This is a genomic window from Curtobacterium sp. MEB011 (assembly GCF_030209655.1).
GTDB lineage: Bacteria > Actinomycetota > Actinomycetes > Actinomycetales > Microbacteriaceae > Curtobacterium > Curtobacterium poinsettiae.
On record NZ_JARVRN010000003.1, the window covers coordinates 87,352 to 113,855 of the forward strand.

Genomic DNA, 26,504 nt, shown 5'->3' on the forward strand with positions numbered 1-26,504 from the left:
GTCTCCTCCACGATGCTCTCCCCGACGACCACCAGCACAGGTCGGAGCACCAACCGATGAGCGACGACGCTTCCCCCGCCCAGCGCATCCCGCGCGCCGAGGTCCGAGAGCGCCTGCTCGCCGCCGGTGCGGCCGTCTTCGCCGAACAGGGGGTCCACGGCGCCCGGCTCGACGAGGTCGCTGCGCGCGCCGGGTTCAGCAAGGGTGCGGTCTACTCGAACTTCTCGTCGAAGGAAGACCTGCTCGGACAGGTCATGCAGCGGTCCACCAACGTGGTGCTCGGCTCCCTGCGGCAACTCGTGCACGCCGACATCGACTCCGTCGACGTCGGGAACGTCCTGCGCGTCGCGTTCGGTCAGAACGACCAGAGCGAACAGTTCGCGCTGCTGTCGACGTTCCGCGGGTACGCCGTCCGGCACCCGGAGTTCCTGCCCGAGTTCATCCGGCAGCGCCGGGTGCTGCAGGACGGCGTGCTCGAACTGGTGCGGCTGTGGCTCGGTGGCCACCCCGAGGTCGACGTGGGCATGACGCCGGAGGAGCTCGCGAACGTGCTCATCGCGGCGAACGTCGGCCTGGTGTTCGACGCGCCGGCGCTGCCGGGGGTCAACCCGGGCGAGCTGGTCGCGACCCTGCTCGAGGCGGTCATCCGCCGGCGCTGACGCTGCCGCGGCCCGCGGGCGGGCGTGGCGGTCGGGCGCGGCGGTCGGGCGCGGCGGTCGGGGCTTCGCACCGTGCGAGGTTCGCAACCCCGTGCCCACTCGACCGCCCCGTGCACGCCCACAGCCCCGCACCGAGCCACCAACCACGCACCACCCGACCAACCCCGCACCGTGCAACATCCGCCGAGCCATCGCCCAACGGAGCCCGCACCGTGCGAGGCTGGCACCACGCGCCCGCGCCGGCGTCAGGCCGTGCGACGATCCCGACGGCGGGGCTTCGGCCCGTCGTGGGACCAGGCCGAGGACGGCAACAGGCTCGGCGGCAGCAGCCGCGACCGCACGACGCGCACGCTCGGCACCGACTCGTCGAGGGCGACACGGGCCTGTCGGACGTGGCTGCCCAGCGCCGCACCGTCCGCCGATGCGGCCCCGTCGGCGGCGAAGCGCTCACGGTCGACCGCGTCGACGGCGGCCTCCAGGTGCGGCACGACCGACGCGGGCAGTCCGGGCCGCAGGCGTCCGAGCACGGCTCGGGCAGTCCGGGCCACGGCGGCGGCGTCACCCGGCGGCGCGAGGCCCGGGGCGTACCCGTGGTCGGCGACGTCGTCGAGCAGTTCCCGCCACGCCTGCACGGCAGGTGACCGACCGGCGGCGATCGCCGACAGCCGGGAGCGGCGACGAACGGCACGCACGAAGCCCGGGGCGACCAGGACCGCGAGCACGAGCAACAGGCCCACCAGCAGACCGACGGGGCCACCGCCGCCGCCGGTGCTGGACGCACCCGCAGCACCCGGAACCGGGGACTCCGACGGAGTCGACGACGCCGACTCTTCCGCCGGGGTGGTCTGCTCGGGCGCCGGCAGCGGGGTCTCCGGCGCCGCTGCCGTCGGGGAGGCCGAGGGTTCTTCGGACGGAGCGGCCTCGTCGGAGTCGGGCGTCGGCTCGAACGCGACCCAGCCGGCGCCCTTGATGTACAGCTCGGGCCACGAGTGCAGCTGCCGGTTCGACACCGCGTACTCGCCGTCGGGCTGCGGCGACCCGGCCCGGTACCCCACCGCGATGCGCGAGGGGATGCCGAGCGTCCGGGCCATCACGGCCATCGCGGACGAGAAGTGCACGCAGTACCCGTCGCGGACGCGCAGGAACGTCGAGACGACGTCCATGCTGTCACCGTCGTAGCCCTGCTCCACCGGAGCGGTCTCGGAGTACGTGAACAGGTCGCTGCGGAACCACTGCTCGAGCGCCCGTGCCCGGCCGTAGTCGTCGGTCGCGGCTGCGGCGACACGGGTGGCGGTGGACGAGATGTTCGCCGGCAGGTCGTCGGGCAGGGCGAGGTCGGTGCGGAGCTGCTCGCGGCTGGGCTTCCGGAAGCCACGGCCGTCGGAGCGCGCGAGCACCCCCGAGGCGGCGACCGCGTCGAGGTAGTCGTTGGCGAAGGTCGAGGCGCCGTACGCCTCGTACATCGCACCCCGGGCCGTCGCGGCGCCGGTCGACCGGACGGTGCTCGAGTTCCCCATCCAGCGCCACTGCGACAGGTCGAGGTTGGTGGACTGCGACTCGATCGAGACCGCACCTGACGGCACCGGCAGGTAGGTGCTCGACAGCCCGGTGATCCGGACCGTCACGTCGCCGCGGCTCGCCAGACGCGGGTTGACGCCCTCGGCCCACTGCTGTTCGTCGGCGGTGTCGGCTTCGGCCGCGTTCGTCACGGTCGGCACCCAGTCCCCCGTGCCGAACTCGTCCAGGTCGGCGAGCTTGAGGTACTCGGGCTGCCCGTCCGACGAGCGGTACCGGAAGACCTCGAGCTCGCTCGGGCGGCGCAGGTCGTTGCCGAGTTCGAGCAGGGTGCCGGGCCGTCCGGGCTGGATCGGGGACTGGATCGCACCGGTGACGCCGGAGAGCCAGCTGGCGTTGAGCGGCACGATCGTCGGCAGTCCGATGGCGACGACGAGCCCGATGGCACCGACGACGGCGGCGGGCAGTGCGCGCTGCACGGGGCGCACCGACAACCACAGCAGGGCGAGGAACGCCACCGACGTGGCGATGACGAGCGGGGTGCCGGCGGGCTGGCCGGTGATGACGCCCGGCACGATCAGGATCACCAGGGCCGGGGCCGCGGCGAGCGACGGGATCCGCGCGATGGCGGCGAGGAACAGTGCGACCGCCGCCACCCACCCGATCGACGCCGTGACCACGAGCCGGATCGCGTCGGTCTGTGGCAGGGGTGCCGGGTTGAGGCGGATCGCGGCGAGCGTCTGCCCGAGGGCCCCGTCGGCGTCGAGCCACCCGAGCGGCTGGATGTCGTTGACCAGGGCGGCGGCGCACGAGCAGGCGATGACCGTGCCGACCAGGACGACGAAGCGGATGCCGGGCGTCTGCCGGCGCACCGCGAGCATCACCGCGACGAGCACGGCGACGACGACGACACCGGACACCCACCAGGCGATGCCCTGCACGAGCGGCCGGATGGCGAGGGCGGCGAGGAGCACGGGCACCGGCGCGAGGGCGACGACCCAGGCGCTCGGGACGTCACGCAGGTCGTCCCGCTCCAGGATCTCGCGCACGTCCACGCGGCCACGCACCGGTGCGGTCGCCCCGGTCACCGCGCTGCTCCGGACGGAGTCGCACCGGCGACCGGCACCACGAGGGTCCACCAGCCACCGCGGTCGAGGATGCCCCGGACGGCAGGGTCCGGCGGCACGATGGTCGCCAGGATGCCGCGGCTCGACCCACTCGTCGCACTGACGAGCTCGGCGGCTTCCTCCGCGGTGCAGGTACCGGTCACGACGGCGGTCATCCCGTGCACGTCTCGGCCGCGGACCTCGGGCAGGACGTCGGTCACCTGTCGCGCATCGGAGCGGAGCCGGACGTCGGCGAGCCCGACGAGCACGTCGGTGAGCCCGCCGACGTCGCCCGCGTGCCGGGTCGCGCCTTCGGGGCCGTCGAACACGAGCACGACGCGGGAGGTCCGGGCGGCGAGCGCGCGGGCGACACTGGCGGCCACCACCACGGCGTGCTCGAAGGCCTGGTCGCCGCCCAGGTCGGAGAGCTCGGCGAGGTCTTCCCGACCGAGGCGCTGGTAGGACTCGCGCCGGACGTCGAGCGCGATCACGGCCTCGGGCGGCTGGGCCTGCGTGGTCTGGCGGACGTGGAGTTCCCCGCGGCGCGCACTCTGGGCCCAGTGCACCCGGCGGATCGGGTCACCCGGTCGGTACGGACGGAGTTCGCTGTCGTCGGCCGAACCGCCCTGTCCGACCCGGCCCTCGTCGGCGGAGACGGCACCGGCGAGCGCTCCGGCGTCGATCGCCCCGAGCGGCGCCGAGGCCGGCACGACGACGATCTCTTCGGCCGCGACGACGGGACGGTCGATCCGGAGCAGGCCGAAGGGGTCCTCGACCCGGATCGTGACGGGCCCGACCAGCGAGCGGCCGCGGTGCATCGCGAGCGCTTCGACGTCGAGCACCGCCGGCGGCAGGCCAGGTCCGACCTCGGCGTAGGTCTCCGCCTCGGCCAAGCTGGCGAAGGCGTCCTCGAGCTGTTCGCGGACGAGCAGCGTCGCCCGCGGGCCGAACGGCAGGCTGGTGCCGCCCAGGGTGATGCGTTCGCGGTAGACCTCGCCCACCTGCACGATCGCCCGGGCGGTGCTGCGGCTGCCTCGCAGCGGGGTCGCGACCACGAACGCCATGACGATGCCGAGCACGACGAGCACGAGCAGCAGGAGCCCTGCCGTGACCGCGACGCTCGTGGAGCCGACCAGGCCGCCGCCGACCAGGCCGATGCCGACCGCGATGACCGTCCAGCCGCGGACCGTCGGACGCGGGAACGGGGTCCGGCGTGCCAACGAGAGCCCGCGGCGACCGAACCGGGCGGCCGTGGACCGCGCGGCACCGACGCGTCGCAGCAGCGACGGCGGTGCCGGTGGACGCGCCATCAGGAGCGGACGGGGGTGGCCGTGAACGGGATGGCGGTGTCCGAGACGATGCGGACGACGATCTCGCGCACGGTGTCCTCGCCGGTGCCGCCGAGCCCCCGGGCGACCGGCACGAGCCGGTGTGCGAGGACGATCGGGGCGAGCGCTGCGACGTCGTCGGGGGTGACGAACGGCCGGCCGGCCAACGCAGCGTGTGCACGCGCGGCCTGCGCGAGGTGCAGCGTCGCACGGGGGCTCGCACCGAGCACCAGGTCGGGGTGCGTGCGCGTCGACCGGACGATCGCGATGATGTACGCCTCGACGTCGGGGGCGATGTGCACGTGGGCCACGGTCTCGATGATCTGCCGCAGGGTGGTGACGTCGACGATCGGCCGCAGGCGCGACAGCGGGTCGCTGCCGCCGCGGTTCGCGAGCATCTGCCGTTCGGCGTCGACGCTCGGGTAGCCCATCGCGATGCGCGCCATGAAGCGGTCGCGCTGGGCTTCGGGCAACGGGTACGTGCCCTCCATGTCGATGGGGTTCTGCGTCGCGACGATCATGAACGGACGGTCCAGCTGCCGCGTCACGCCGTCGACGGTGACCTGTGACTCGGCCATCGCCTCGAGCAGGGCCGACTGGGTCTTCGGGCTGGTGCGGTTGATCTCGTCGCCGATGACGACGTTCGCGAACACCGGGCCGGGCGAGAACCGGAAGGTGCCGGACGACTGGTCGAAGATGTTCACGCCCGTGACGTCGGACGGCAGCATGTCCGACGTGAACTGGATGCGGTTCACCGACCCGCCAACCGAGGCGCCGAGCGCCTTGGCGAGCACGGTCTTGCCGACCCCGGGGACGTCCTCGACGAGCAGGTGCCCCTCGGCGAGCATCACCGTCAGGGCTGTTCGGATGGCTTCCGTCTTGCCGTCGATCACCGTGGCGACGGAGGCCACGATGTCGTCGCCCACCGATCGCACGTGTTCGAGCGGGAAGGCGGGGTCGGTCGGTTCCGGCACGCAGGGCTCCATCGTCACAGGACAGGTGTCGTGCATGCTACCCCGGCCCGGTGACAGCACCCGGCACGGGTGCACCGACTGGTCGTTCCGCGCACCGGTGGCCGATCCGCGCAGGGTGCGGCCGGGAGGCACTGCGCACCACGAGCGGATCCGTCACCCCGTGCGCGGAACGGCTCACGGGCCTCCAGGCGGTGTGCGGGTCGGCCGCCGGAGGGTCAGGCCCGGTGCGGCAGTGCCGCGTCCGCGGCGCGCAGCACGCGCGCGGCGACCGCGACGCCGTCTTCGCGCCCGAGCTCGGTGTCCTCGTGCTCGATGTTCACCCACATGTCCGGGTCGATCGCGCGCAGGGCCTCGAGGAACGTCGTCCAGTACGCCTCGTCGTGGCCCTTGCCGAGCGCGACGAAGTCCCACGCCGACGGCTTCGGCCACTCGTTCGCCCACTCGTCGCCGCCCAGGTTCGTGCGTGGCTCGTCGGTCGACAACCGGCGGAACGAGTTGTCGAGCACGCCGTTGATCGCGGCGTGCGGGTTGATCCGGACGTCCTTCGCGGCGGCGTGGAACACCAGCGGGCCGAGGTCGCGGGCGACCGCCACCGGGTCCATGTGCTGCCAGAACAGGTGTGAGGCGTCGAGCTCGACCCCGACGTTGGTCAGGCCGCCGCGTTCGACGAGCTCGCGGATCGTCGCCGGGTTGAACACCAGGTTCTGCGGGTGCAGCTCGAGCGCGACCTTCACGCCGTGCTGCCGGGCCAGGGCGTCGATCTCCTGCCAGAACGGCACCGCGACGCTCCACTGGTGTTCGAGCACGTCGAGCGCGGCCGAGTTCCACGCGTTCACGATCCAGTTCGGCCGCGTCCCGCCCGGCTCCCCCGCCGGAAGCCCGGACATCGTGACGACGCGGTCCTGTCCGAGGCGGGCCGCGAGGCGGATGCTGCGGCGGACGTCCTCGGCGTGGGCGGGACCGATCGCGGGGTCGGGGTGCAACGGGTTGCCGTTGCAGTTGAGGCCGGCGATCGAGACACCCGTCCCCGCGAACTGCGCGAGGAAGGCGTCACGGGCGTCGTCGTCGACCAGGATCGCGTCGAAGTCTGGCACGTGCACCGGGGGCAGGAAGCCGCCGGTGTTCAGCTCGATGCCGGTCAGGCCGTTGGCCGCGATGACCCGGAGTGCGTCGGTGAGGGGGCGGTCGTGCAGGATCGCGTTGTAGAGACCGAGCTTCATGCGCGGACACCCTCCGTGGTCGGGACGACGGCGTCGGCCACGTCGACGGACGCACCCCCGGCCGCGGCGGACCGTGCCACCGCGTCGAGGACCTCCATGTTGTGCACGCCGTCGTCGAACGTGGCGTTCGCGGGCAGGGCGTCGGGTACGTCGCCGGACAGCCCGGCGACCTCGTCGAGGAACGCCCGCGCCTGGTACTCGAACATCTGGTTCTGCCCCCAGCCGACGCCCGGGGCGTCCATCGCCATGCCGCCCGCGACGTAGGGGTGGTCCGGGCCGAGCACGACCTGGCGGTACCCGCCCGTACGCGAGCCGTCGGACTGCAGCGCGAGGCCGATCTCGGAGGCGCGCTCCTGGTCCCACCGGGCGGCCCCGCGCTCGCAGAACACCTCGATGACGAGGCCGTTCGGGTGCCCGGCCGCGACACGGGAGGCCTCGAGCGACCCGACGACCGTGCCGTCACCGAAGCGTGCACTGAACGTGGCGTAGTCGTCGTTCCCGACGGCCGCGGTCGCACCGGTGAGCGGGACCGCCTGCCCCCGCAGGGCGTGTCCGGCGGCCACGGGTCGCTCGGTGATCGACGTGGTGAACGTCCCACCGTTGACGCTCCGGACCGGTCCGGCGAGGAACTCTGCGACGTAGGACAGGTGGGAGCCGACGTCGGCGAGCGCCCCGGACCCGGGCTCCCCCGCGAAGCGCCACGAGAACGGGACGTCGGGCGAGGCGCCGTAGTCGGTCCAGTACCGACCGGAGACGTGCAGGACCCGGCCGAGCGTGCCGTCCTCGACGAGCTCCTTGATGGCCGCGAGCCCGGGAGCGCGACGGTAGGTGAACCCGATCCGCCCGAGGACTCCGCGCTGCTCGGCCTCGGCAGCGGCGGACGCCATGGCGCGGGCGTCGTCGAGCGAGTCGGACAGCGGCTTCTCGCACAGCACGTGCTTGCCGGCGGCGAGCAGCCCCTCGACGATCTCGCGGTGCAGCGTGTTCGCGACGACGACGCTCACCACGTCGATGTCGTCCGCTGCCGCGATGGCCCGCCAGTCGGTGTCGTGCCGCTCGTAGCCGAAGCGCCGTGCGGCCTCGGCGGCGAGGGGCTCGTACACGTCGCCGACCGAGACGAGCCGGACCGGCGGCAGTGTCGAGGTGAAGAGGGAGGGTGCGTTCCGCCACGCAGCCATGTGGGCCTTGCCCGCCATGCCCGCGCCGATGACGGCGACGCCGATGCTGTCGCTCATGTTCTCTCCTTCGAGAAGGTCGCTGGATCCGATTCTGGAACGTTCCAGAACGTGTCGGTAGACTGTAGCCGCACCAGCCCATGTCCTGTCAAGCACCGTGCCGGAAAGGCTCAGCGTGACCCCTCGCCCGCCGACGATCATCGACGTCGCCGCACGCGCGGGCGTCTCGAAGTCCCTGGTGTCGATGGTGCTGCGCGACGACCCCGGGGTCTCCCCCGCCCGCCGCTCCGCGGTGCTCGCCGCCGTCGCGGAGCTCGGCTACCGCCCGAACCGCGCCGCCGCGATCCTCGCCGGCACCCGGACCCGCACCATCGGCGTCATCGTCGACGACTTCCGGAACCCCTGGTACGTCCCGATGCTCGACGGCATCCGCGAGGCCCTCGCCCCGCACGGACTCCGCCTCACCCTCGCCGACACCCGCGCCAACGCCCACCTCGGTTCCTCGCCCTTCGACGACCTGGTCTCCCTGCGGGTCGACGGCGTGGTGCTCGCCGCCGAGGGCTTCCCCGACATCGTCGTCCCCGCGGACACCCCGGTCGTGGTCGCCGGTGCGCGTGAGGACGTCCCAGGCGGACTCGACGTGGTCGCCTCCGACGAAGCCGCCGGCGGACGGCTGGCAGCGGATCACCTGATCGGGCTGGGTCACCGCCGCATCGTCCACGTCACCGGCTCGGGAGGCCCGGCTGCGCTCCGCCGGGACGCCACCGTCGCGCAGCTGGTCGCGTCCGGCATCGAGCCGCTGGTCTCCGGCTCCGGCCCCACCTCGGAAGCCTCCGGCTACGAGGGCACGCGGCTCGCACTCCGGGAGCACCCCGACCTGACCGCGGTGTTCGCCGCGAACGACGTCATGGCGATGGGTGCGATCGCCGCCGTGCAGGAAGCCGGACTCCGCGTGCCGCAGGACGTCTCGGTGATCGGCAACGACGAGACCCCGCTCGCCGCGTCACCCCTGCTGCGCCTGACGACGGTCGACCCGCACAACGACGAGGTCGGGCGCCTGGCGGCTGCGCGGTTGGTGGAGCGGATCGGCGCGGCTGCGGGAGCCCCGGCGGGTCCCATCCGGACGCTCGTGCCGCCGACGCTCGTGGTCCGGTCGACGACGGGGCCGCCGCGCGCCTGATCGCGCTCGAGCCGCGGAACCTGGTTCCGGCGGGGTCGACCGCCGTGCGAGGCGCCCGGGAACGACGAAACCCCGGTCCGATCGGACCGGGGTCTCGTGATGCTGTTCGTACAGTGCGGAGACGGAGGGATTTGAACCCTCGGTCCCCTCAAAGGGGACTCCACCTTAGCAGGGTGGTGCACTCGGCCGGACTATGCGACGTCTCCAAGCACTCTCGCGAGCGCTCCGACCATCATACAGGAGGACCGCGCCAGTCTCGACCCGACGCACGCCCGCGCGTGGCTCGGGCCGGACAGCGCGGTCCCCCGAAGTGGGGACACATCGGGGTTGTCGGGGCGTACCCCACTGCATAGCATCGTCGGGACGCGGCAATCACGTTCCGGGGTTCGTCCCCGTCGTCGCGACACAGCACCCGACGTCGTTCTCCGCGCGGGCCCGGCGCGCCCGATCGCGCGGCGCCCGGCGGGGAGCGGCTTCCCCGGGGGCGCGGCCCACCACCGCGCCCCCGTTCCTGCGCTCGGGGGCAGGCAGCTACCGAGCCGAGACTCGTCCCCGCGGACAGTCCACGGGCGTTGAAGGCCGCAAAGAGTCCGCCCGACCGAGACTCGGGGCCAGCGAGGGCCCGCCCCGCGCCTCAGTACCCGAACGCCTTGGAGCAGGTCTGCTGGTCGGCGGACTGGCCCTCGAGTCCGTCGATGGTCTCGGGCGTCGCCGAGGGGGTGCGGGGCGCAGCGGACGACGGTGCTGCCGGGGTCGCGGGCGTCGCCGGCTTCGGCGCAGCCTCCGGAGACGACGGTGCAGCGGTCGGCTGCGTCGGACCCGTCTGCGTCGGACTCGTCTCCGACCCGATGCCCGTGCTGTCCGCCCCGAGCGAGAACGACTGGTCGGCCTTGATCTTCGCGAACAGCTGGTCGGCCAGGTACGTCGTCGGCTGGACCTTGCCGGCGTAGACCCCGGTGCCGCCCGTGGTGCCCGGGTACTGCACGAAGTTCACCTGCGCCAGCGGCAGGTCCCGCAGCGCCAGGCCCATCTGCACCATCGTCCCGATGTCGTTCAGACTCTGGGACAGCTGCATGTTCGACGCCGCCGCCCGGGCCAGCTTGTACAGGCGGGCGGGCGAACCGAGGGTGTCGTTCGACTTCACGGTGCGGAGCAGCGACGACAGGAACACCTGCTGGCTCGAGATCCGGGCGAGGTCCGACCCATCGCCCACGCTGTGCCGGGTGCGCAGGAACGCCAGGGCATCGTCACCCTGCAGCGTCGAGGTGCCGGCGGGCAGGTTCAGCCCCGTGTACGAGTCGGTGATCGGCTGGGCGACGCAGACCGGCACGCCGCCGATCGCGTTCGACATCTCGATGACGCCCTTGAACGACACCGCCGCCGAGTACTGGATGTCGAGCCCGGTCAGACCCGACACGGTCTGGGTGACGCAGTTCAGGCCGCCCTCGCCGAACGAGGTGTTGATCGGCTGCGCCGCCATCGCCGGGGCGGTGCCCGTGCCGTCGGTCTTCTTGCAGGCCGGGATCGGTGTGACGAGGTCACGCGGGATGCTCACCGCGGTGGCGTTGGTGTGGTCCGCCGAGACGTGCAGCAGGATATTGACGTCGTTGAGGGTCGCGTCGCGCTCCCCGAACGCAGCACTCTGGTCGGGGTCGTTGTCGGTGCCGACGACGAGCATGTTGAACCCGCCCTTGAAGGCGCTGAGGGGCTTGGGACCACCCTTCGCCTGCGGCGCGGGCTGGCCCTGGATCTCCACCCCGTCACCGAGGTCGTCCGTGACCTGCTTCGCCGCGATCGCCGTGACCGAGACCGAGCTCACGAGCGCCACCGCGACGACGGCGGAGACCGTCTTGGCCACGGTCGCGAGGGGGCTCGAGCGCCGGAGACGTCCGTGCCGTGCGATCCCGGACGCTCGGTTCAAGCGGTGGGATCGGTCGCGGACGTCGTTCACGGGCACTCCTGTCGTCGGTGGACACGCCGGGGACGGCAACCGGTCAAGGCTGCCACGACATTTCCTGACGATCCGGTGCGAGGGACACCGGCGATGCTCGGTGAACGGCATCGCGACCAGCGGATCCGCGGCGGTCGGCACGGACCTGAACGGATCCGCAGCCGACGCCGCGTCAGGCCGACACCACCACCCGGAAGCGGTCCGGCAGGGCGATCAGGGCGGTCGAGAGTTCGAGGAGTGCGGCGGCGCAGTCGTCGAGGGCATCGCGGCCGGCGGCGTCCACCGCTCGCTCCACGATCTCGACCCGTCGGCGCCGGTCGACCACGGCGTCGATCCCGTTCGCCAGGGCGACGTCATCGGTGAAGAACATGTCGAGCACGATGCGCTGCGACAGCAACCAGTCGCCGCTCACCGACGATCCGCGGCGCCGCAGGTACCAGGACCCGAGCTCGACGAAGGCACCGGCTTCGGTCCAGCACTCGCGGAGCCAGGCCTTGTCGAACCGGTCCTGGTAGCCGACGGCGCTCGACGGAGGATCGGCGAGCATGGTCTGCGCGATCCGGAGGCGCTCGGTCATCTGGTCGACCGACCAGTGCGAGATCACGACCCCGACGTACCGCTGGACGGTCGCCAGCTGGAGCGATTCGAGGGTCACCAGGGCTTCGCGCACAGGCGTCCGCGACACCCGCATGTCCGATGCCAGGGTGTCGAGCCGCAGCCGCTGCCCACGGCGGTACTCGCCCCGCAGGACGTTGTCGAGCAGGCGCAGGAACACCGCGTCGCGCAGCAGGCTCCGGCGCAGGCCGTGGGGATCGAGGTCGCCGGCCGCGGCGCGCATCGGGGTGTGCTCCATCACCCCAGGGTCACGCACGGGCGAAGCCCCCGGGGAGCGGGCGGCCGCTGTCGTGGATGATCGTCGCCGGTGTCGGACTGTGGAGGAGTGCCATGCAAGCACAGTGACAGCGCTGCGGCGGCGGCGCTAAACACTCTGCATACAGAATGTCAGGCCGCCGCCACCGTGCTCACTTCCGGTCGGACTTCGCATCCCCGGTGAGCACCGAGAGCGGTTGGGTGACGTCCTCCAGCCCCTTCCGCGCGGCGTCGACCCCGAAGATCAGGGCCACCACGCCGCCGCCGATCATCACCGCGGATCCGAGCAGGTACCCCCAGAACAGCGGCTCCCGCGACGACCCGTCCCCGATGAAGGCACCGTAGATGGCCGGGGCGACCGCACCGAAGATCTGCGCCAGCGCGAAGAAGTACGAGATGGCCTGCGACCGCAGCTCGAGCGGGAAGATCTCGCTGACCGTCAGGTACGCACTCGACGCACCGGCCGAGGCGAAGAAGAACGAGACGCACCAGAACGCGACCTGCACCGTGGCCGAGATCGCGTCGGCCCGGAACAGGAACGCCGACGTGGCGAGCACGAGCCCGGACACCAGGTACGTCAGGAAGATCATCTGGCGACGACCCCAGGTGTCGAAGAAGCGCCCGAGGATGATCGGCCCGAGCAGGTTGCCGATCGCGAACGGGAAGAAGTACACCGCCGTCTCCGCTGTCTTCAGGCCGAAGAAGTTCGTCAGCACGAGCGCGTAGGTGAAGAAGATCGCGTTGTACAGGAACGCCTGCGTGATCATCATCGTCGCGCCGACGAGCGTCCGCGTCGGGTACTGCTTCAGCAGCACGCGCGCGATGGTCAGGAACCCGACGCGGTCGGTCGGTGTGACCGTCATCGCCTTCGACTGGTCGACCTCGGGCAGCGGCTTGCCGGTCGCCTGCTCCACCGACGCCTCGATGCGGGAGACGGTGGCCTCGGCTTCTTCCTGACGTCCGTGCGTCATCAGCCACCGCGGACTCTCCGGGATGTGCCGGCGCAGGAAGATGATCGCGATGCCGAGCACCGGGCCGAGGAAGAACCCGATGCGCCAGCCGATGTCCTCGGCGAAGTACGACGTGTCGAGCAGGTAGATGTTCGCGAACGCGCCGAGTGCCGCGCCGCCCCAGTAGGTGCCGTTGATGGCGATGTCGACGTGCCCGCGGTACTTCGCCGGGATGAGCTCGTCGATCGCGGAGTTGATCGCCGCGTACTCGCCGCCGATGCCCAGCCCCGCGACGAACCGGAAGGCCGCCAGGAACCAGAAGTCCTGCGCGAGGCCCGCGATGCCGGAACCGATCAGGTAGATGGCCAGCGTCAGGATGAACAGCTTGCGGCGGCCCAGCCGGTCGGACATCCGCCCGAACACCAGGGCGCCGACGACCTGCCCGACCAGGTAGATCGTGCCGAGCAACGTCACCTGTTGCGTCGACAGGTTCAGGTCGGCCTGGAACCCGGCGTTCGAGACGATCTGGATCTCGAGACCGTCGAGGATCCAGGACACGCCGAGTCCGACGACGACGCTCCAGTGGAACCGGGTCCACGGCAAGCGGTCCATCCTGGCGGGCACCAGGCTCTTGATGGTTGCGTTCGCGCTGCTCACGAAAGGGGACCGTACGCCGAGATCGCCGATGTGGTTCAGATGCGGTACGAGCAACCGGGGGCGGAGCCGGATCCCCCTACTTCGAATCCGGCTCCGTCGCCGGGATCTCAATGATCGCAAGTGCGATGGAAACCCACAAGCGGACGGACGGGAGGCCCGTGGCGGGGCCCGCCACGGGCCTCCCGTCCGACAAGGCGTAACGTCCAGAACGTGACCCGACCTGACATCCGCACGGTCGGCGAGCTCCGCACCTCTGGTCACGTCCAGAAGACGGTCCGCGCCGAGATCCGCGACAACCTGCTCACCGCCCTGCGCCAGGGCACCGATCCGTGGCCCGGCCTGCACGGCTTCGAGACCACCGTCATCCCCCAGCTCGAACGCGCCCTGATCGCCGGGCACGACGTCGTCCTGCTCGGCGAGCGCGGCCAGGGCAAGACCCGCCTGCTCCGCACCCTGCAGGGCCTGCTCGACGAGTGGACGCCGGTCATCACCGGCTCCGAGCTCGGCGAGCACCCGTACGAACCGATCACGACGGCGAGCATCCGACGTGCCGACGAGCTCGGTGACGCCCTGCCGATCAGCTGGCGGCACCGCGACGACCGCTACGTCGAGAAGCTCGCGACGCCGGACACGAGCGTCGCCGACCTGATCGGCGACGTCGACCCGATGAAGGTCGCCGAGGGTCGCAGCCTGGGCGACCCGGAGACCATCCACTTCGGGCTGGTCCCGCGCGGCCACCGCGGCATCGTCGCGATCAACGAACTGCCCGACCTGGCCGAACGCATCCAGGTCGCGATGCTCAACGTGATGGAGGAACGCGACGTCCAGATCCGCGGCTACGTGCTGCGGCTGCCGCTCGACGTGCTCGTCGTGGCGAGTGCGAACCCCGAGGACTACACGAACCGCGGCCGGATCATCACGCCGCTGAAGGACCGCTTCGGCGCCGAGATCCGCACGCACTACCCGATCGAGCTCGACGACGAGATCGCCGTCATCCGGCAGGAGGCGCAGCTGACGGCCGAGGTGCCCGACGCGCTGATCGAGATCCTCGCCCGCTTCACCCGGGCGCTCCGTTCGTCGAGCGCCGTCGACCAGCGCAGCGGCGTGAGCGCCCGGTTCGCGATCGCGGGTGCCGAGACGGTGTCCGCCGCCGCCGTGCACCGCGCAGCACGCCAGGGCGAGGACGAGGCGGTCGCCCGCCCGATCGACCTCGAGACCGCGGTGGACGTCCTCGGCGGCAAGATCGAGTTCGAGAACGGCGAAGAGGACCGGGCCGACGAGGTCCTCGAGCACCTGCTCCGCACCGCGACCGCCGAGACCGTGCGCTCCCGGTTCAGGGGTCTCGACTTCGCGGTGCTCGTGGACGCGCTCGACGGCGGCACGATGGTCACCACGGGCGAGCAGGTCAGCGCCAGGGCGTTCCTCGAAGGCCTGCCGTCGATCGGCGAGTCCGACCTGTACGACCAGGTGTGCGACCGGATGGGTGCCACGAACGACGGCGAACGCGCCGGCGCGATCGAGCTCGCCCTCGAGGGCCTGTTCCTGGCCCGGCGCATCAGCAAGGAGTCCGGCGGGGGCGAAGCCGTCTATGGCTAGGCAGAACCGACGCCTGACGCGCGACACCCGCTACGGGGCCTACACCGACGGGCCGGACCCGCTCGCGGCCCCGGTCGACCTGGCCGAGGCACTCGACGCCATCGGGCAGGACGTGATGGGCGGCACGTCGCCCGAGCGCGCGATGCGGGAGTTCCTGCGACGCGGTGGCCGGACGCAGCGCGGCCTCGACGACCTGGCCCGCCGGGTGGCCGAGCGGCGCCGTGAACTGACGAGCCGGAACAACCTCGACGGCACCCTGCAGCAGGTCCGCGAACTGCTCGACCAGGCGCTCCGTGCCGAACGCGGCGAACTCGCCCGCAACGTCGACCTCGACGACGGCGACCGGGCGCTGGCCGAACTGCAGCTCGACAGCCTGTCGCCCTCCCCCGCCGCCGCGGTGCAGGAGCTCAGCGGCTACGACTGGACGAGCCCCGAGGCCCGGCAGAAGTACGACGAGATCAAGGACCTGCTCGGCCGCGAGGTGCTCGACCAGCGCTTCGCCGGCATGAAGCAGGCGCTCGAGGGCGCCACCGACCAGGACCGGGCCGCGGTCAGCGCGATGATGCAGGACCTCAACGCCCTGCTCGAGGCGCACGCCCGCGGTGAGGACACCCGGCAGCAGTTCGACGACTTCATGGACCAGCACGGCGAGTACTTCCCGTCGGACCCCGCGAACGTCGACGAGCTGCTCGACGACCTGGCAGCCCGCGCGGCCGCAGCGCAGCGCATGCGGAACTCGATGACCCAGGAGCAGCGGGACGAACTCGACTCCCTCGCCCAGCAGGCGTTCGGCTCCCCGGACCTGATGGGGCAGCTGTCCCAGCTCGACGGGAACCTGCGGTCCCTGCGGCCCGGCGAGGACTGGGGCGGGTCGGAGCGCATGGACGGCGAGCAGGGCCTCGGGCTCGGCGACGGCACCGGGGTGTTCCAGGACATCGCAGACCTCGACGCGCTCGCCGACCAGCTCGCCCAGTCCGGCCCCGGCTCGGAACTCGACGACCTGGACCTCGACGCGCTGTCCCGGCAGCTGGGCGACGAAGCGGCGGTCGACGCGAAGACCCTGCAGCGGCTCGAACAGGCGCTCCGGAACTCGGGGGCGATGCGCCGCGGTGCCGACGGGCAGCTCCGGCTGACCCCGAAGGCGATGCGGCAGCTCGGCAAGAGCCTGCTCAAGGACGTCGCCCAGCGGATGTCCGGTCGCCAGGGCGCCAGGGACCTCCGTCGCTCGGGCGCCGCGGGTGAACTGTCAGGGGCGTCACGGCAGTGGGCGTTCGGCGACACCGAGCCGTGGGACATCCCCCGCACGATCACGAACGCCGTGGTGCGGACGGCGGCCAGCGGCCGGCAGGGAGCCGGCGTGCACCTGAGCATCGACGACGTCGAGGTGCAGGAGACCGAGGCCCGCACCCAGGCCTGCGTCGCGCTGCTCGTCGACACGTCGTTCTCGATGGCGATGGAGGACCGCTGGGTCCCGATGAAGCGCACGGCCCTGGCGCTCCACACCCTGGTGTCGACCCGGTTCCGCGGCGACGACCTGCAGCTCATCGCCTTCGGTCGCGAGGCCGAGGTGATGGACGTCGAACAGCTCGTCGGTCTCGACGCGATGTGGGACAAGGGCACGAACCTGCACCACGCCCTGCTGCTCGCCAACCGGCACTTCCGCAAGCACCCCACGGCCCAACCGGTGCTCCTCATCGTCACGGACGGCGAGCCGACCTCGCACCTCGAGCCGAACGGGCAGGTCTGGTTCGACTACCCGCCCGACCCGGTGACGATCGCGCTGACCGTCCGGGAGCTCGAGAACGCCGGACGCCTCGGCGCCCAGACGACGTTCTTCCGGCTCGGCGAGGACCCGGGGCTCGCCCGGTTCATCGACGCGATGGCGAAGCGGGTGGACGGCAGCGTCGTGGCGCCGGAGAACGACGACCTCGGGGTCGCCGTGGTCGGCTCGTACCTCGGCTCGCGTCGCGGGGCCGGCGGCGCGCTCTTCCGCGACGACTGGGGGCTCTGAAGCCAGCCACGGACAGCCGGGAGGCCCGTGGCGAGACCGCCACGGGCCTCCAGTCCGTACCTGGGTACGTCTAGAACAGCGGCCAGGGCACGGCGGGGCCGTGACCGGGCGGCGGCGGGAAGATCCCGACGGCGCGCAGGGCCGCGCAGCGCGCCCGGAGCGTGTCGATCTCCTCGTCCGTCAGGTGCTCGGCGAGCTCGTCGCCGAGACCGCCGCGCAGGGCTTCGGACACGCGGTCGAGGCCCTCGAGCTCGTCGGGCCCGAGGGGCTCGCCGATCCAGCCCCACAGGACCGTCCGGAGCTTGTGCTCGACGTGGAAGGTGAGCCCGTGGTCCACGCCGAAGCGGTGGCCGTCGGGCATCGCGAGCACGTGCCCGCCCTTGCGGTCGGCGTTGTTCACGACGACGTCGAAGACGGCCATCCGGCGCAGGGCCTCGGAGTCCTCGTGCACGAGCGTGACGGGCTGGTCGCGCTCGTCGATGGCCTCGAGCACGGGCAGCCAGGGCGAACCGTCCGCCTCGGCGAGTTCGGGTGCCACCAGGTCGACGGCGTCCTGCTCGGGGTCGACGTCCTGCCAGCGCTGCACCATGCCGGGGCCGAACGGACCGTCGCCCATCCACGTGGGCGGGACGACGCCCCAGCCGAACGCCTCGGAGACCAGGTGTGCGGCGATCTCGCGGCCGGCGAGCGTGCCGTCCGGGAAGTCCCACAGCGGGCGCTCGCCCTCGATGGGCTTGTAGACGACGGTCGCGCCGTCGAGGTCGGCGAGGAAGGTGGCGTTGGACGCCTCACGGATGCGCGCCCGGACGGAGAGCGATCCGTCGCTCATGCGTCGCCGGGCGGACGACCGGCGGCGACGACCTCACGCGTGCGCTCGACGAATGCCCGGGCGGTGCCGACCGGGATCTTCACCTGGAACAGCTCGGCGGGTTCGGGGATCTCCACGACGGCCTCGATCTCGACGCCGTCTTCGCTCTCCTCGGACACGATCTCGACCTCGTCGTCGATCGGGTACGCCTCGATGACGACCTGGGCGGTGGACGGGTCGAAGCCCAAGCTCAGCGCTCCGGCGCGGAACTCGGCCTCGACCGGCTGGTCGAGGGGCTCCGGGTCGCGGAGTTCGGCGGGCACCGACGGCGGCACGCTGAAGCGGTTGTCGTCGACGGTCGCGACCTCGTCGAGGAGCTCGTCGATCTTGTCGGCGAGCACGGAGGTCTGCTCCTTCTCGAGCGCGACGCTGGTGACGCGTCGACCGGAGCGGGCCTGGATGTAGAAGGCGCGCTCACCCGGACGGCCGATGGTGCCGACGACGAGGCGGTCCGGCCAGTCGAAGCCGTGGACGATGGTGGGCATACCCGCATTGTAGGAGCGGTCGGCTCCGCCCGTTCAGGGTCGCGCAGGTCCGCCGGGCGCGTCGGGTACCGGACGCCCGGTGCCGGTGTGCGCATCGGGTTCCGGATGCCCTGCGCCGCCGCCGACCGCGGCCTCCCCGCTGGGAGCCGGGGCGGTGCGCAGCCAGGACAGGTCGCCCGACTCGGTGTTCGTCGCGACGACCTCGGGGCGGTGCTCGCCGTACCGCACGACCGACACCGAGGCCGGCCCGACGCCGATGCGCTGGAACAGGTCCAGGTGCATGCCGAACGCGTCGGCCAGGACGCTCTTGATGATGTCGCCGTGGCTCACCGCGACCCAGACAGCGCCGGGTCCGTGCTCCGCCTCGACCTCGGCGTCGATGCGCCGGACGGCCGCGACGGCACGGGACTGCATCGTCTGCATGGACTCGCCGCCGGGGAACACGACGGCGCTGGGGTTCGCCTGCACCGTGCGCCAGAGGGGCTCCTTCGCCAGGTCGGCGAGCTTCCGGCCCTGCCACTGCCCGTAGTCGGCCTCGGTGATGGCCCGCTCGATCAGCAGATCGGACGCGCCGGACTGCCGGTCGGTCTGGCGGCCGGGCTGCCGGTCGGGCTGCCGGTCCAGGATCGCGCGGGCGGTCTGTCGGCAGCGCTCGAGCGGACTCGACACCACGGCGACCACGGGCACCGCGGCGATGCGCTCCGCGGTCCGCTCGGCCTGGGTCCGCCCGACGGCGTCGAGTCGCACGCCGGCGGTGCGTCCGGCCAGGACGCCGGTGGCGTTCGCGGTGGTGCGTCCGTGACGGACGAGGAGGACGGTCGCCATGCGCCCGATCCTAGGCGCGCGGACGTGCTGCCCTCGACGCGTTGCCCGTCAGAAGCGGCGCGGCGGCCCGCTGGTCGGTAGCGTCTGGCGCATGCCGTTCTTCCGCGACGCTCCGCGCCCGACCACCCCAGCCCCGCCGTCCAGGGTCCAGGCCGCGTGGTCCGACTCCGCCGGGCACTTCGCGACCCGGTGCCTGCAGCTGATCATCGTCGTGGTGGTCGTCGCCGGGGTCGTCTGGGCGAGCAACATCCTGAGCGTCGTCACGATCCCCGTGCTCCTCGCGCTCATCATCGCGTCGGCGATGCACCCGGTCGTGTCGTGGCTGCGCAAGCACCGCGTGCCGTCGGTGCTCGCCACCCTCGCCGTCCTGATCGGCGTGCTCGCGATCCTGGGCCTGATCGGCTGGCTCATCGTCGTCGCGGTCGAGAACCAGTGGTCGCAGCTGCAGAAGTCGGCGGTCGACGGGTTCCAGCAGCTGCAGGAGTTCGCGAAGAACCTGCCGTTCTCGATCTCCGACAAGCAGATCGACGACGCCGTCGCGTCGGCGTCCGACTTCGTCACGAGCGCCCAGTTCGGCTCCGGTGCGCTGGCGGGCGCGTCGGCCACCGCGAACTTCCTGACCGGGCTCGTGCTGATGATCGTCGTGCTGTTCTTCTTCCTGAAGGACGGCCCGAGCATCTGGGAGTTCCTGCTCCGTCCCTTCACCGGTGAGCGCTACGCCCGCGCACGTCGTGTCGGTGACCGGGTCGTCTCGACCCTCGGCGGCTACGTCCGCGGCACCGCCACCGTCGCTGCCGTGGACGCGATCGGCATCGGGGTCGGCATCGCGATCGTCGGCGTGCCCCTGGCCCTGCCGCTGGCCGTCATCGTCTTCATCACGGCGTTCATCCCGATCGTCGGTGCGACCGCTGCCGGCATCCTCGCCGCCCTCGTCGCGCTCGTCGCCCTCGGCCCGGTGCAGGCGCTCATCGTGATCGGCATCGTGGTGCTGGTGAACCAGCTCGAGGGCAACCTGCTGCAGCCCGTCCTGATGGGGCGGACCCTCAAGCTGCACGGCCTCGTCATCCTGATCGGCCTGACCGCCGGCACCGTGCTCGCCGGCATCACGGGCGCGATCATCTCGGTGCCGCTGATCGCTGCGGCCTGGGGCGCCATCCTTGTGTGGGACGGCCCGAACACCCCGGCTCGCCCCTGGCGGAAGAAGCGCAACGAGGACGTCACCGCGCACGAGCTGCCGCAGGGCTGATCCGCGGCGCCGATACGTGGGGCGCGTTGCGGACATCCACTTCGCGCAACGGCCTGCCACCCAGCAGTATGGAGGAGTGCTCGTCTCCATCGTCTACATGAGTCGTGCCGTCGTGCCCTTCGACGACCAGGCCATGGCGGTGCTGCTCGCTGAGTCCCGGCTGCGGAACGAAGCGCTCGGGGTCTCGGGGCTCCTGCTCGCCAAGGGCGGCCGGTTCATGCAGCTGCTCGAGGGGCCGGCGTGGAGCGTGCAGGACCGGTACGACGTGATCGCGAAGGACCGGCGGCACGGTGAGGTCAAGTCGCTCGTGCGCGAGGACATCGAGCGCCGGCGCTTCGACGGCTGGTCGATGGCGTACCGAGCACTCGACGACTCGGACATCCGGTCAGAAGCGGGCTTCAGTCCCTTCCTCTCCGGGACGATGGACTTCCCGCGCTCGTTCGACCGGACCAGTGCGGCCTGGCTGCTGAAGTGGTTCCGCGATCGCGAGCTGCACGACCTCTGACCCGTCGGCTGCGCCGCGCCGCCCGGCCACCGCACCGTGCGCCCACCGCCACCCGGTGCGAGCTTGCCCGCCCCGTGCGCGCTTACCGCGCCGCACCACGCAACCAACCCCGCACCCAGTCACCACACACGCACCATGCGCACCGCCGGACGGGAGGCCCGTGGCGGGTCCGCACCGCGCCTCCCGGCCGCCGCACCGTGCGCCCACCGCCACCCGGTGCGAGCTCGCCCGCCCCGTGCGCGCTTACAGCGCCGCACCACGCAACCAACCCCGCACCCAGTCACCACACACGCACCGTGCGCACCGCCGAACCGGAGGCCCGTGGCCGACCCGCACCGCGCCTCCCGGCCACCGCACCGTGCGCCCACCGCCACCCGGTGCGAGCTCGCCCACACCGTGCGCGCTCACAGCGCCGCACCACGCCACCAAGCCCGCACCCAGTCACCACACACGCACCATGCGCACCGCCGAACCGGAGGCCCGTGGCCGACCCGCACCGCGCGCGATCAGGTGAGGGCGAGCAGGTTGTTCACCTGCTCGTTCACCCCGGTCAGCGTCGAGACCGGCTTGCCGTTCGCGTAGACGTCGTCGAAGGCGGGCTGCAGCAACGCCTGCACGTCGGCGGGGTTCTTCGTGACCGGGAACAGGAACGTCGTTTCCTCCTCGACCTGCCGGGTGAACGCCGAGACGTCCAGGCCGCGCTTCCGGAACGACGCCACCGCGGCCTCGGTGCCCGCGGGACGAGCGGGGAACACGATCCCGCTCCGACCGACGATCCGCTGCGCCTCGTCGCTGCCCAGGAACGCCACCCACTTCGCCGCGGCCTCGGGGTCCTTCGCCTGCTTCGTGATCGAGTCGCCGAGCCCGTTGAACATCGACGCGCGGTGTCCCGCCGGACCGATCGGGGTCGGGGCGACGGCGACGTCGAGGTCGTCCATGCCGAGGTACGAGCCGATCATCCACGAGCCGTTGAACGACAGCGCGCACTTGCCAGCGCCGAGCTGGACCTCGGGCCCGGTCGTGGTGGAGAACACCCCGTACTTCGCCATGTAGCCCTTCTCGGCCAGCCGGTAGTACCAGGCGAGGGTGTCCTGCACGACCCGCTCGTCGTAGCGGAACTTGTCGCCCCAGGGGTTCTCGTTCGTGTAGAACCAGTCGACCGACCCGGTGAACGGCGACCACTGGGTCTGTCCGAAGCCGTCGCCGCCCGATCCGTTCGACGAGATGCCGTAGACGGCGACGTCGTCCTTGTCGAAGCCGTCCTCGTCGCCGCGTCGGCCCTTCGAGTCCACCGTCAGCCGGGCGAGCATCCGCTCGAACGTGCCGCCGTCGTCCGGGTTCCACTCGAGCGACCCGAGTTCCTCCGCGGAGACCCCGGCCTTCGCCATCGCCTTCTTGTCGTAGAACATCGCGACGGTGTCCCAGTCCTTCGGGGACCCGTAGCGGTGGCCGTCCTGGCCCTTCCACAGTTCGGCGAGCCCGGACTGGTAGTCGTCGTCGCGGATGCCCTTGGTCGCGTCGAGTTCGTCGAGCTTGTAGAGCACGTCGAGGTCGGCGTACTGCGGGAACTTCGTCAGGTGGTCGGTGAAGACGTCGGGCGCGGTGCCGGCGATGAACCCCGCGGTGAGCTTGGTCCAGTAGTCGTTCCACCCGAGCTGGGTGATCTTCACGGTGATGTCCGGGTTCGCGCGGTGGAAGGCGTCGGCGACGGCCTGGTAGGCGGGTTGCTGGTTCGCGTCCCACAACCAGTAGCTCACGGTCCGTGCACCCGATCGGCTGGTCGCGCGCCGACCGGGCGACGAGCAGGCGGCGAGCGCACCGAGGGCCAGGGCGGAGGCGCCGCCGGCGAAGAGGGTGCGGCGGGTCAGTTGGTTCGTCATGGTGTTCGTCCTGTCCGACAGCCGGGTCACTTGATCCCGGAGAAGCCGATGGAGTTGACGATCCGCTTGGCGAAGACGCCGAACAGCAGGATCATCGGGAGCGCCGCCACCAGGGTCGCGGCCATGAGCCCGGCCCAGTCGGTGCCGGACTGCGGGGTCTGCGACTTGAAGACGCCGAGCGCGACGGTCAGCACCCGCGAGCTGTCGGTGTACGACACCATGAGCGGCCAGAAGTAGTCGTTCCAGCTCGTGATGTACGTCAGCACGGCGAGGGTGGCGATCGGGGCCGCCGCCATCGGGATGACGAGCCGGAAGAACACGCGGACCTTGCCGGCGCCGTCGATGAGCGCCGCCTCTTCGACCTCCTTCGAGATGCCGAGGAAGAACTGGCGCAGGAAGAACACCGCGAACGGGGTCATGAACATCGTCGGCAGGGCGATGCCGAGCAGGTTGTCGACGAGCCCGAGCTGCTTGATGAGCGTGAAGTTCGGCAGCAGCGTGAAGATCGCGGGGACCATCAGCCCGGCCAGGAACACCCCGAACACCTTGTCGCGGCCGGGCCAGCGCAGCCGGGCGAAGGCGTAGGCCGCCGCTGCCGAGAAGAACACCTGGCCGACGGTGACGAGCGTCGACACGAGGATCGAGTTGAGCAGGTACCGCCAGAAGTTCAGCGCGGCGCCGGAGCCGCCCTGCGCCAACGCCTCTTCGGTGGACTGCAGGCCGAAGACCCGCTCGAACCCGCCCAGGCTGAACCCGACGGGCAGCAGCGAGGTGGGGTCGGAGTTGATCGCGGTGTTCGACGACAGCGCGGTGCGCAGGATCCAGTAGAACGGGAACAGGGTGACGACGATGACGAGGATCATCGCGACCCAGGCGAGCACCCGGCCGAGCGACGGGCGGCGACGGTGGCCGGCGCCCATCCGGGGCGGGCGGGACGTGGTGACGGAGCGGGTGAGTGTCGTGGTCATGGCGCTTCCGTTCAGTCCAGGTCGGACTCACCCGAGCGGGTGAGTCGGTACTGGATGATCGTGATGATGCTGAGGACGATGAGGAGCGCGACCGAGACCGCGGACGCGTAGCCGAACTGGAACCGACCGAACGCCAGGTTGTAGATGTAGTTCTGCACGACGTTCGTGGCGTTCGCGGGGCCGCCCTGCGTGGTGACGGCGACGGTGTCGAACACCTGGAACGACCCGATCACGGTGATGATGAGCACCAGGGACAGGATCGGGCGGAGCAGCGGCACCGTGATGCGCCAGAACATCTTCCACTCGCTCGCACCGTCGATGCGCCCGGCTTCGTACACGGTCTCGGGCAGGGACTGCAGGCCGGCGAAGATGAGCAGCGCCGTGTAGCCGACGTGTCGCCAGACGTTGATGAGCGCGATCGAGGGGATGCCCCAGACGTCGCTCTGCAGGAACGGGATGCGGTCGAGGCCGAGCGCTGCGAGCATCTCGTTGCCGATGCCGAGCTGGGTGTCGAGGATCCAGAGCCAGACCAGGGCGGCGACGACGTTCGACACCAGGTAGGGCGCGAGCACGATACCGCGCACGAACGTCGACTTGGTCAGCCGGTGCATCATCACGGCGATGAACAGCGCGACGACGGTCTGGATGACGATGTTGATGAGGACGTACTCGATCGTCACGACCATCGAGTGCCAGAAGATCGAGTCCTGCACCAGTCGGGCGTAGTTCTGCAGGCCGGTGAACTCGGGCTCGGTGAGCAGGTTGTACGACGTGAAGCTCAGGTAGATGCCCCGCACGGTCGGCCAGGCGAGGAACACCGCGAACCCGACGGCTGCCGGGGCGATGAAGACGAGCGCGAGCCACAGGTCGTTCCTGGGGCGGCGCCGCGGGGCGGTGGTGCGGGCACGGGCGAGGTCGGCGGACCGACTCCTCCGTCTCGTGCTGGCGGTCGTCAAGGGTGACGACACAGGGCTCTCGGTTGCCATCGCGACTCCTTCGTCTGCGGTGGACTGACGTGCAGCAGTCCGTGAGCCGGGAATCTACACGTGGGGACCACGGCTCGCAAGAGGCTTTTTCCGGGCTGTGGACAGGGGTTGTCACGTGTAGACAGCGTGTGTCAGGATGGCGCTCGATCGCATCGGAGCGACCCGCTCGGCGACGCATCCCACACCCCTGGAAAGGTCACTGATGATCTCTGTCGGAATGGTCGGCGCGGGCCAGTTCGCCCCCCAGTTCGCCAAGCTGTTCAAGCTCCACCCCGACGTCGACCGGGTCTACGTCACGGACCTGGTCGACGAGCGGGCGTCCGAACTCGTCGAGACGCAGCACCTCGACGGCACCTTCGACGACTTCGACGCCGTCCTCGCCTCGGACGTCGACGCCGTCGCGATCTTCACGCAGCGCTGGACCCACGGCCCGCTCGTGGTCAAGGCCCTGCGCGCCGGCAAGCACGTGTACTCCGCCGTACCGATGGCGATCTCGGTCGACGAGATCCGGGACATCATCCAGGCGGTCCGCGAGACCGGCCTGACCTACATGATGGGCGAGACGAGCTACTACAACCCCGCGACGGTGTTCGCCCGCAAGCAGGTCGCCGCCGGCGCCTTCGGTCGGGTCTTCTACGCCGAGGGCGACTACGTGCACGACATGGACCTCGGCTTCTACGCCGCGTACCAGTACAGCGGCGGCGACGAGTGGAAGCGCACCGCCAGCTACCCGCCCATGCTCTACCCGACGCACTCCGTCGGCGGGGTCCTCGGCGCGATCCCCGGGCACGCGGTCAGCGTCAGCTGCATCGGCGTGAAGGACGACCGCGGCGACGGCGTCTTCGACAAGGACGTCAGCCAGTTCGACAACGACTTCTCGAACGCCACCGCCCTGTTCGAGCTCGACAACGGCGGGGTCATGCGCATCAACGAGATGCGTCGCGTCGGCTACCCGTCGCACATCCGCGAGTCGCGCTTCCGCTACTTCGGCACCGAGGCCAGCTTCGAGCAGCTCGCGAAGACGAGCGTGTGGCAGGACAAGGAGGACTCGTACGACATCAGCGACAAGATCGACACCCAGGCGACGATGTCCCTCGACGACCCGCGCCTGGCCGACGTCGACCCGTCCCTGCGTGACGCGTTCGTGTCCGGCTACGCCGAGGTGCACGACACCGACCGTCTGCCCGCCGAGTACGACGGCGTGCCGACCGGGCACGAGGGCAGCCACCAGTTCCTGGCCGACGACTTCGTCCGCGCCGTCGTCGACCGGACCCTGCCGCCGGTGAACGCCTGGACCGCCGCGCGCTTCACCCTGCCGGGCATCATCGCCCACCAGTCCGCGCTGCAGGGCGGCGCCCGGCTCGAGGTGCCGGACTTCGGCGACGCCCCGGAGACGACGAACGCCGGAGCGACGAGCGCGACGCCGACGAGCGCACCGACGTCAGCCGGCAGCACGTCGTCGGCTACGATCGCGTCCGAGTAACACGCGTCGCTCGGGTGCCGGTCCGTCGTGGCCGGCACCCGAACGACGCTCCCGGACCCGACGAAG

The 26,504-nt window shown here is 71.4% G+C and carries 21 protein-coding genes and 1 tRNA gene; 7 read left to right on the forward strand and 15 right to left on the reverse strand.

Annotated features, from left to right (window positions below):
* The first annotated feature begins 56 nt into the window (after positions 1-56).
* Complete coding sequence (locus QRN30_RS04435; RefSeq protein WP_017888341.1) at positions 57-659, forward strand: TetR/AcrR family transcriptional regulator; 603 nt, start codon at positions 57-59, stop codon at positions 657-659.
* 245 nt (positions 660-904) lie between these two features.
* On the opposite strand, the gene QRN30_RS04440 is transcribed toward QRN30_RS04435, so the two are convergent.
* The 5 genes from QRN30_RS04440 to QRN30_RS04460 form a co-directional block, all read right to left on the reverse strand.
* A complete protein-coding gene (locus tag QRN30_RS04440; RefSeq protein WP_214519492.1) occupies positions 905-3,262 on the reverse strand; it encodes a transglutaminase TgpA family protein in 2,358 nt (785 codons plus the stop codon).
* Positions 3,259-4,590 carry a DUF58 domain-containing protein gene (locus tag QRN30_RS04445; protein WP_284760546.1) on the reverse strand — a complete coding sequence of 444 codons (1,332 nt, stop codon included), beginning with the start codon at positions 4,588-4,590 and terminating at the stop codon, positions 3,259-3,261. The genes QRN30_RS04440 and QRN30_RS04445 overlap by 4 nt, the downstream gene beginning before the upstream one ends.
* On the reverse strand, positions 4,590-5,594 hold the full coding sequence (locus tag QRN30_RS04450) for an AAA family ATPase (protein WP_056071020.1): 1,005 nt from the start codon (positions 5,592-5,594) through the stop codon (positions 4,590-4,592). The genes QRN30_RS04445 and QRN30_RS04450 overlap by 1 nt, the downstream gene beginning before the upstream one ends.
* A gap of 203 nt (positions 5,595-5,797) precedes the next feature.
* Complete coding sequence (locus QRN30_RS04455) at positions 5,798-6,802, reverse strand: sugar phosphate isomerase/epimerase family protein (RefSeq protein WP_274006720.1); 1,005 nt, start codon at positions 6,800-6,802, stop codon at positions 5,798-5,800.
* The gene (locus QRN30_RS04460) at positions 6,799-8,037 is read right to left on the reverse strand and encodes a Gfo/Idh/MocA family protein (protein ID WP_017888336.1); all 1,239 of its coding nucleotides are present in this window, start codon (positions 8,035-8,037) and stop codon (positions 6,799-6,801) included. Before QRN30_RS04460 ends, QRN30_RS04455 begins: the two co-directional genes overlap by 4 nt.
* Before the next feature lie 115 nt (positions 8,038-8,152).
* Between QRN30_RS04460 and QRN30_RS04465 the strand changes: the two genes are divergently transcribed.
* On the forward strand, positions 8,153-9,157 hold the full coding sequence (locus tag QRN30_RS04465) for a LacI family DNA-binding transcriptional regulator (RefSeq protein WP_284760547.1): 1,005 nt from the start codon (positions 8,153-8,155) through the stop codon (positions 9,155-9,157).
* A 116-nt stretch (positions 9,158-9,273) separates the two neighbouring features.
* Here the strand turns inward: QRN30_RS04465 and QRN30_RS04470 are convergent.
* From QRN30_RS04470 to QRN30_RS04485, 4 genes are all read right to left on the reverse strand, one after another.
* Positions 9,274-9,363 (reverse strand) — tRNA-Ser (locus QRN30_RS04470).
* Between the two features lie 428 nt (positions 9,364-9,791).
* Positions 9,792-11,015 carry an LCP family protein gene (locus QRN30_RS04475; protein ID WP_284760548.1) on the reverse strand — a complete coding sequence of 408 codons (1,224 nt, stop codon included), beginning with the start codon at positions 11,013-11,015 and terminating at the stop codon, positions 9,792-9,794.
* A gap of 265 nt (positions 11,016-11,280) precedes the next feature.
* On the reverse strand, positions 11,281-11,961 hold the full coding sequence (locus QRN30_RS04480) for a GntR family transcriptional regulator (RefSeq protein WP_056070268.1): 681 nt from the start codon (positions 11,959-11,961) through the stop codon (positions 11,281-11,283).
* Positions 11,962-12,130: 169 nt separating this feature from the next.
* Positions 12,131-13,585, reverse strand: a complete 1,455-nt coding sequence (locus QRN30_RS04485; protein ID WP_040420052.1) for an MFS transporter — start codon at positions 13,583-13,585, stop codon at positions 12,131-12,133.
* Between the two features lie 210 nt (positions 13,586-13,795).
* Here QRN30_RS04485 and QRN30_RS04490 point away from each other — a divergent pair, with 210 nt between their 5' ends.
* Together QRN30_RS04490 and QRN30_RS04495 are read left to right on the forward strand one after the other, a co-directional pair.
* Positions 13,796-15,181, forward strand: a complete 1,386-nt coding sequence (locus QRN30_RS04490; RefSeq protein WP_042540591.1) for a MoxR family ATPase — start codon at positions 13,796-13,798, stop codon at positions 15,179-15,181.
* Complete coding sequence (locus QRN30_RS04495; RefSeq protein WP_284760549.1) at positions 15,174-17,192, forward strand: vWA domain-containing protein; 2,019 nt, start codon at positions 15,174-15,176, stop codon at positions 17,190-17,192. The genes QRN30_RS04490 and QRN30_RS04495 overlap by 8 nt, the downstream gene beginning before the upstream one ends.
* 70 nt (positions 17,193-17,262) lie before the next feature.
* Here QRN30_RS04495 and QRN30_RS04500 read toward each other — a convergent pair whose 3' ends face one another.
* Genes QRN30_RS04500 through QRN30_RS04510 form a run of 3 tightly spaced genes read right to left on the reverse strand, consistent with a single transcriptional unit; the run spans position 17,263 to position 19,370 of the window.
* Positions 17,263-18,021 carry an SCO1664 family protein gene (locus tag QRN30_RS04500; RefSeq protein WP_284760550.1) on the reverse strand — a complete coding sequence of 253 codons (759 nt, stop codon included), beginning with the start codon at positions 18,019-18,021 and terminating at the stop codon, positions 17,263-17,265.
* Positions 18,018-18,545, reverse strand: coding sequence for a DUF3090 domain-containing protein (locus QRN30_RS04505; RefSeq protein WP_017888309.1), 528 nt, complete (start codon positions 18,543-18,545; stop codon positions 18,018-18,020). Before QRN30_RS04505 ends, QRN30_RS04500 begins: the two co-directional genes overlap by 4 nt.
* 33 nt (positions 18,546-18,578) lie before the next feature.
* Positions 18,579-19,370, reverse strand: a complete 792-nt coding sequence (locus tag QRN30_RS04510) for an MSMEG_4193 family putative phosphomutase (protein WP_284760551.1) — start codon at positions 19,368-19,370, stop codon at positions 18,579-18,581.
* A gap of 91 nt (positions 19,371-19,461) precedes the next feature.
* On the opposite strand from QRN30_RS04510, the gene QRN30_RS04515 reads away from it, so the two are divergent.
* Both QRN30_RS04515 and QRN30_RS04520 read left to right on the forward strand, forming a co-directional pair.
* Positions 19,462-20,616 carry an AI-2E family transporter gene (locus QRN30_RS04515; protein ID WP_017888307.1) on the forward strand — a complete coding sequence of 385 codons (1,155 nt, stop codon included), beginning with the start codon at positions 19,462-19,464 and terminating at the stop codon, positions 20,614-20,616.
* A 76-nt stretch (positions 20,617-20,692) separates the two neighbouring features.
* On the forward strand, positions 20,693-21,121 hold the full coding sequence (locus QRN30_RS04520) for a BLUF domain-containing protein (RefSeq protein ID WP_017888306.1): 429 nt from the start codon (positions 20,693-20,695) through the stop codon (positions 21,119-21,121).
* A gap of 506 nt (positions 21,122-21,627) precedes the next feature.
* On the opposite strand, the gene QRN30_RS04525 is transcribed toward QRN30_RS04520, so the two are convergent.
* The 3 genes from QRN30_RS04525 to QRN30_RS04535 are packed head-to-tail and all read right to left on the reverse strand — an operon-like array spanning position 21,628 to position 24,955.
* On the reverse strand, positions 21,628-23,001 hold the full coding sequence (locus QRN30_RS04525; RefSeq protein WP_201300413.1) for an ABC transporter substrate-binding protein: 1,374 nt from the start codon (positions 22,999-23,001) through the stop codon (positions 21,628-21,630).
* Positions 23,002-23,027: 26 nt separating this feature from the next.
* On the reverse strand, positions 23,028-23,969 hold the full coding sequence (locus tag QRN30_RS04530; protein ID WP_027466099.1) for a carbohydrate ABC transporter permease: 942 nt from the start codon (positions 23,967-23,969) through the stop codon (positions 23,028-23,030).
* A gap of 11 nt (positions 23,970-23,980) precedes the next feature.
* Complete coding sequence (locus QRN30_RS04535) at positions 23,981-24,955, reverse strand: carbohydrate ABC transporter permease (protein WP_081612346.1); 975 nt, start codon at positions 24,953-24,955, stop codon at positions 23,981-23,983.
* 202 nt (positions 24,956-25,157) lie between these two features.
* On the opposite strand from QRN30_RS04535, the gene QRN30_RS04540 reads away from it, so the two are divergent.
* A complete protein-coding gene (locus QRN30_RS04540; protein ID WP_396125779.1) occupies positions 25,158-26,438 on the forward strand; it encodes a Gfo/Idh/MocA family protein in 1,281 nt (426 codons plus the stop codon).
* Positions 26,439-26,504 lie beyond the last annotated feature (66 nt).

Excerpts from the sequence above, each read along its gene's own strand:
- QRN30_RS04435 (WP_017888341.1), top strand. The coding sequence starts at position 57 with ATGAGCGACGACGCTTCCCCCGCCCAGCGCATCCCGCGCGCCGAGGTC.
- QRN30_RS04445 (WP_284760546.1), bottom strand. The coding sequence starts at position 4,590 with ATGGCGCGTCCACCGGCACCGCCGTCGCTGCTGCGACGCGTCGGTGCC.
- QRN30_RS04450 (WP_056071020.1), bottom strand. The coding sequence starts at position 5,594 with ATGGAGCCCTGCGTGCCGGAACCGACCGACCCCGCCTTCCCGCTCGAA.
- QRN30_RS04455 (WP_274006720.1), bottom strand. The coding sequence starts at position 6,802 with ATGAAGCTCGGTCTCTACAACGCGATCCTGCACGACCGCCCCCTCACC.
- QRN30_RS04460 (WP_017888336.1), bottom strand. The coding sequence starts at position 8,037 with ATGAGCGACAGCATCGGCGTCGCCGTCATCGGCGCGGGCATGGCGGGC.
- QRN30_RS04480 (WP_056070268.1), bottom strand. The coding sequence starts at position 11,961 with ATGGAGCACACCCCGATGCGCGCCGCGGCCGGCGACCTCGATCCCCAC.
- QRN30_RS04495 (WP_284760549.1), top strand. The coding sequence starts at position 15,174 with ATGGCTAGGCAGAACCGACGCCTGACGCGCGACACCCGCTACGGGGCC.
- QRN30_RS04500 (WP_284760550.1), bottom strand. The coding sequence starts at position 18,021 with ATGAGCGACGGATCGCTCTCCGTCCGGGCGCGCATCCGTGAGGCGTCC.
- QRN30_RS04505 (WP_017888309.1), bottom strand. The coding sequence starts at position 18,545 with ATGCCCACCATCGTCCACGGCTTCGACTGGCCGGACCGCCTCGTCGTC.
- QRN30_RS04510 (WP_284760551.1), bottom strand. The coding sequence starts at position 19,370 with ATGGCGACCGTCCTCCTCGTCCGTCACGGACGCACCACCGCGAACGCC.
- QRN30_RS04515 (WP_017888307.1), top strand. The coding sequence starts at position 19,462 with ATGCCGTTCTTCCGCGACGCTCCGCGCCCGACCACCCCAGCCCCGCCG.
- QRN30_RS04525 (WP_201300413.1), bottom strand. The coding sequence starts at position 23,001 with ATGACGAACCAACTGACCCGCCGCACCCTCTTCGCCGGCGGCGCCTCC.
- QRN30_RS04530 (WP_027466099.1), bottom strand. The coding sequence starts at position 23,969 with ATGACCACGACACTCACCCGCTCCGTCACCACGTCCCGCCCGCCCCGG.
- QRN30_RS04535 (WP_081612346.1), bottom strand. The coding sequence starts at position 24,955 with ATGGCAACCGAGAGCCCTGTGTCGTCACCCTTGACGACCGCCAGCACG.
- QRN30_RS04540 (WP_396125779.1), top strand. The coding sequence starts at position 25,158 with ATGATCTCTGTCGGAATGGTCGGCGCGGGCCAGTTCGCCCCCCAGTTC.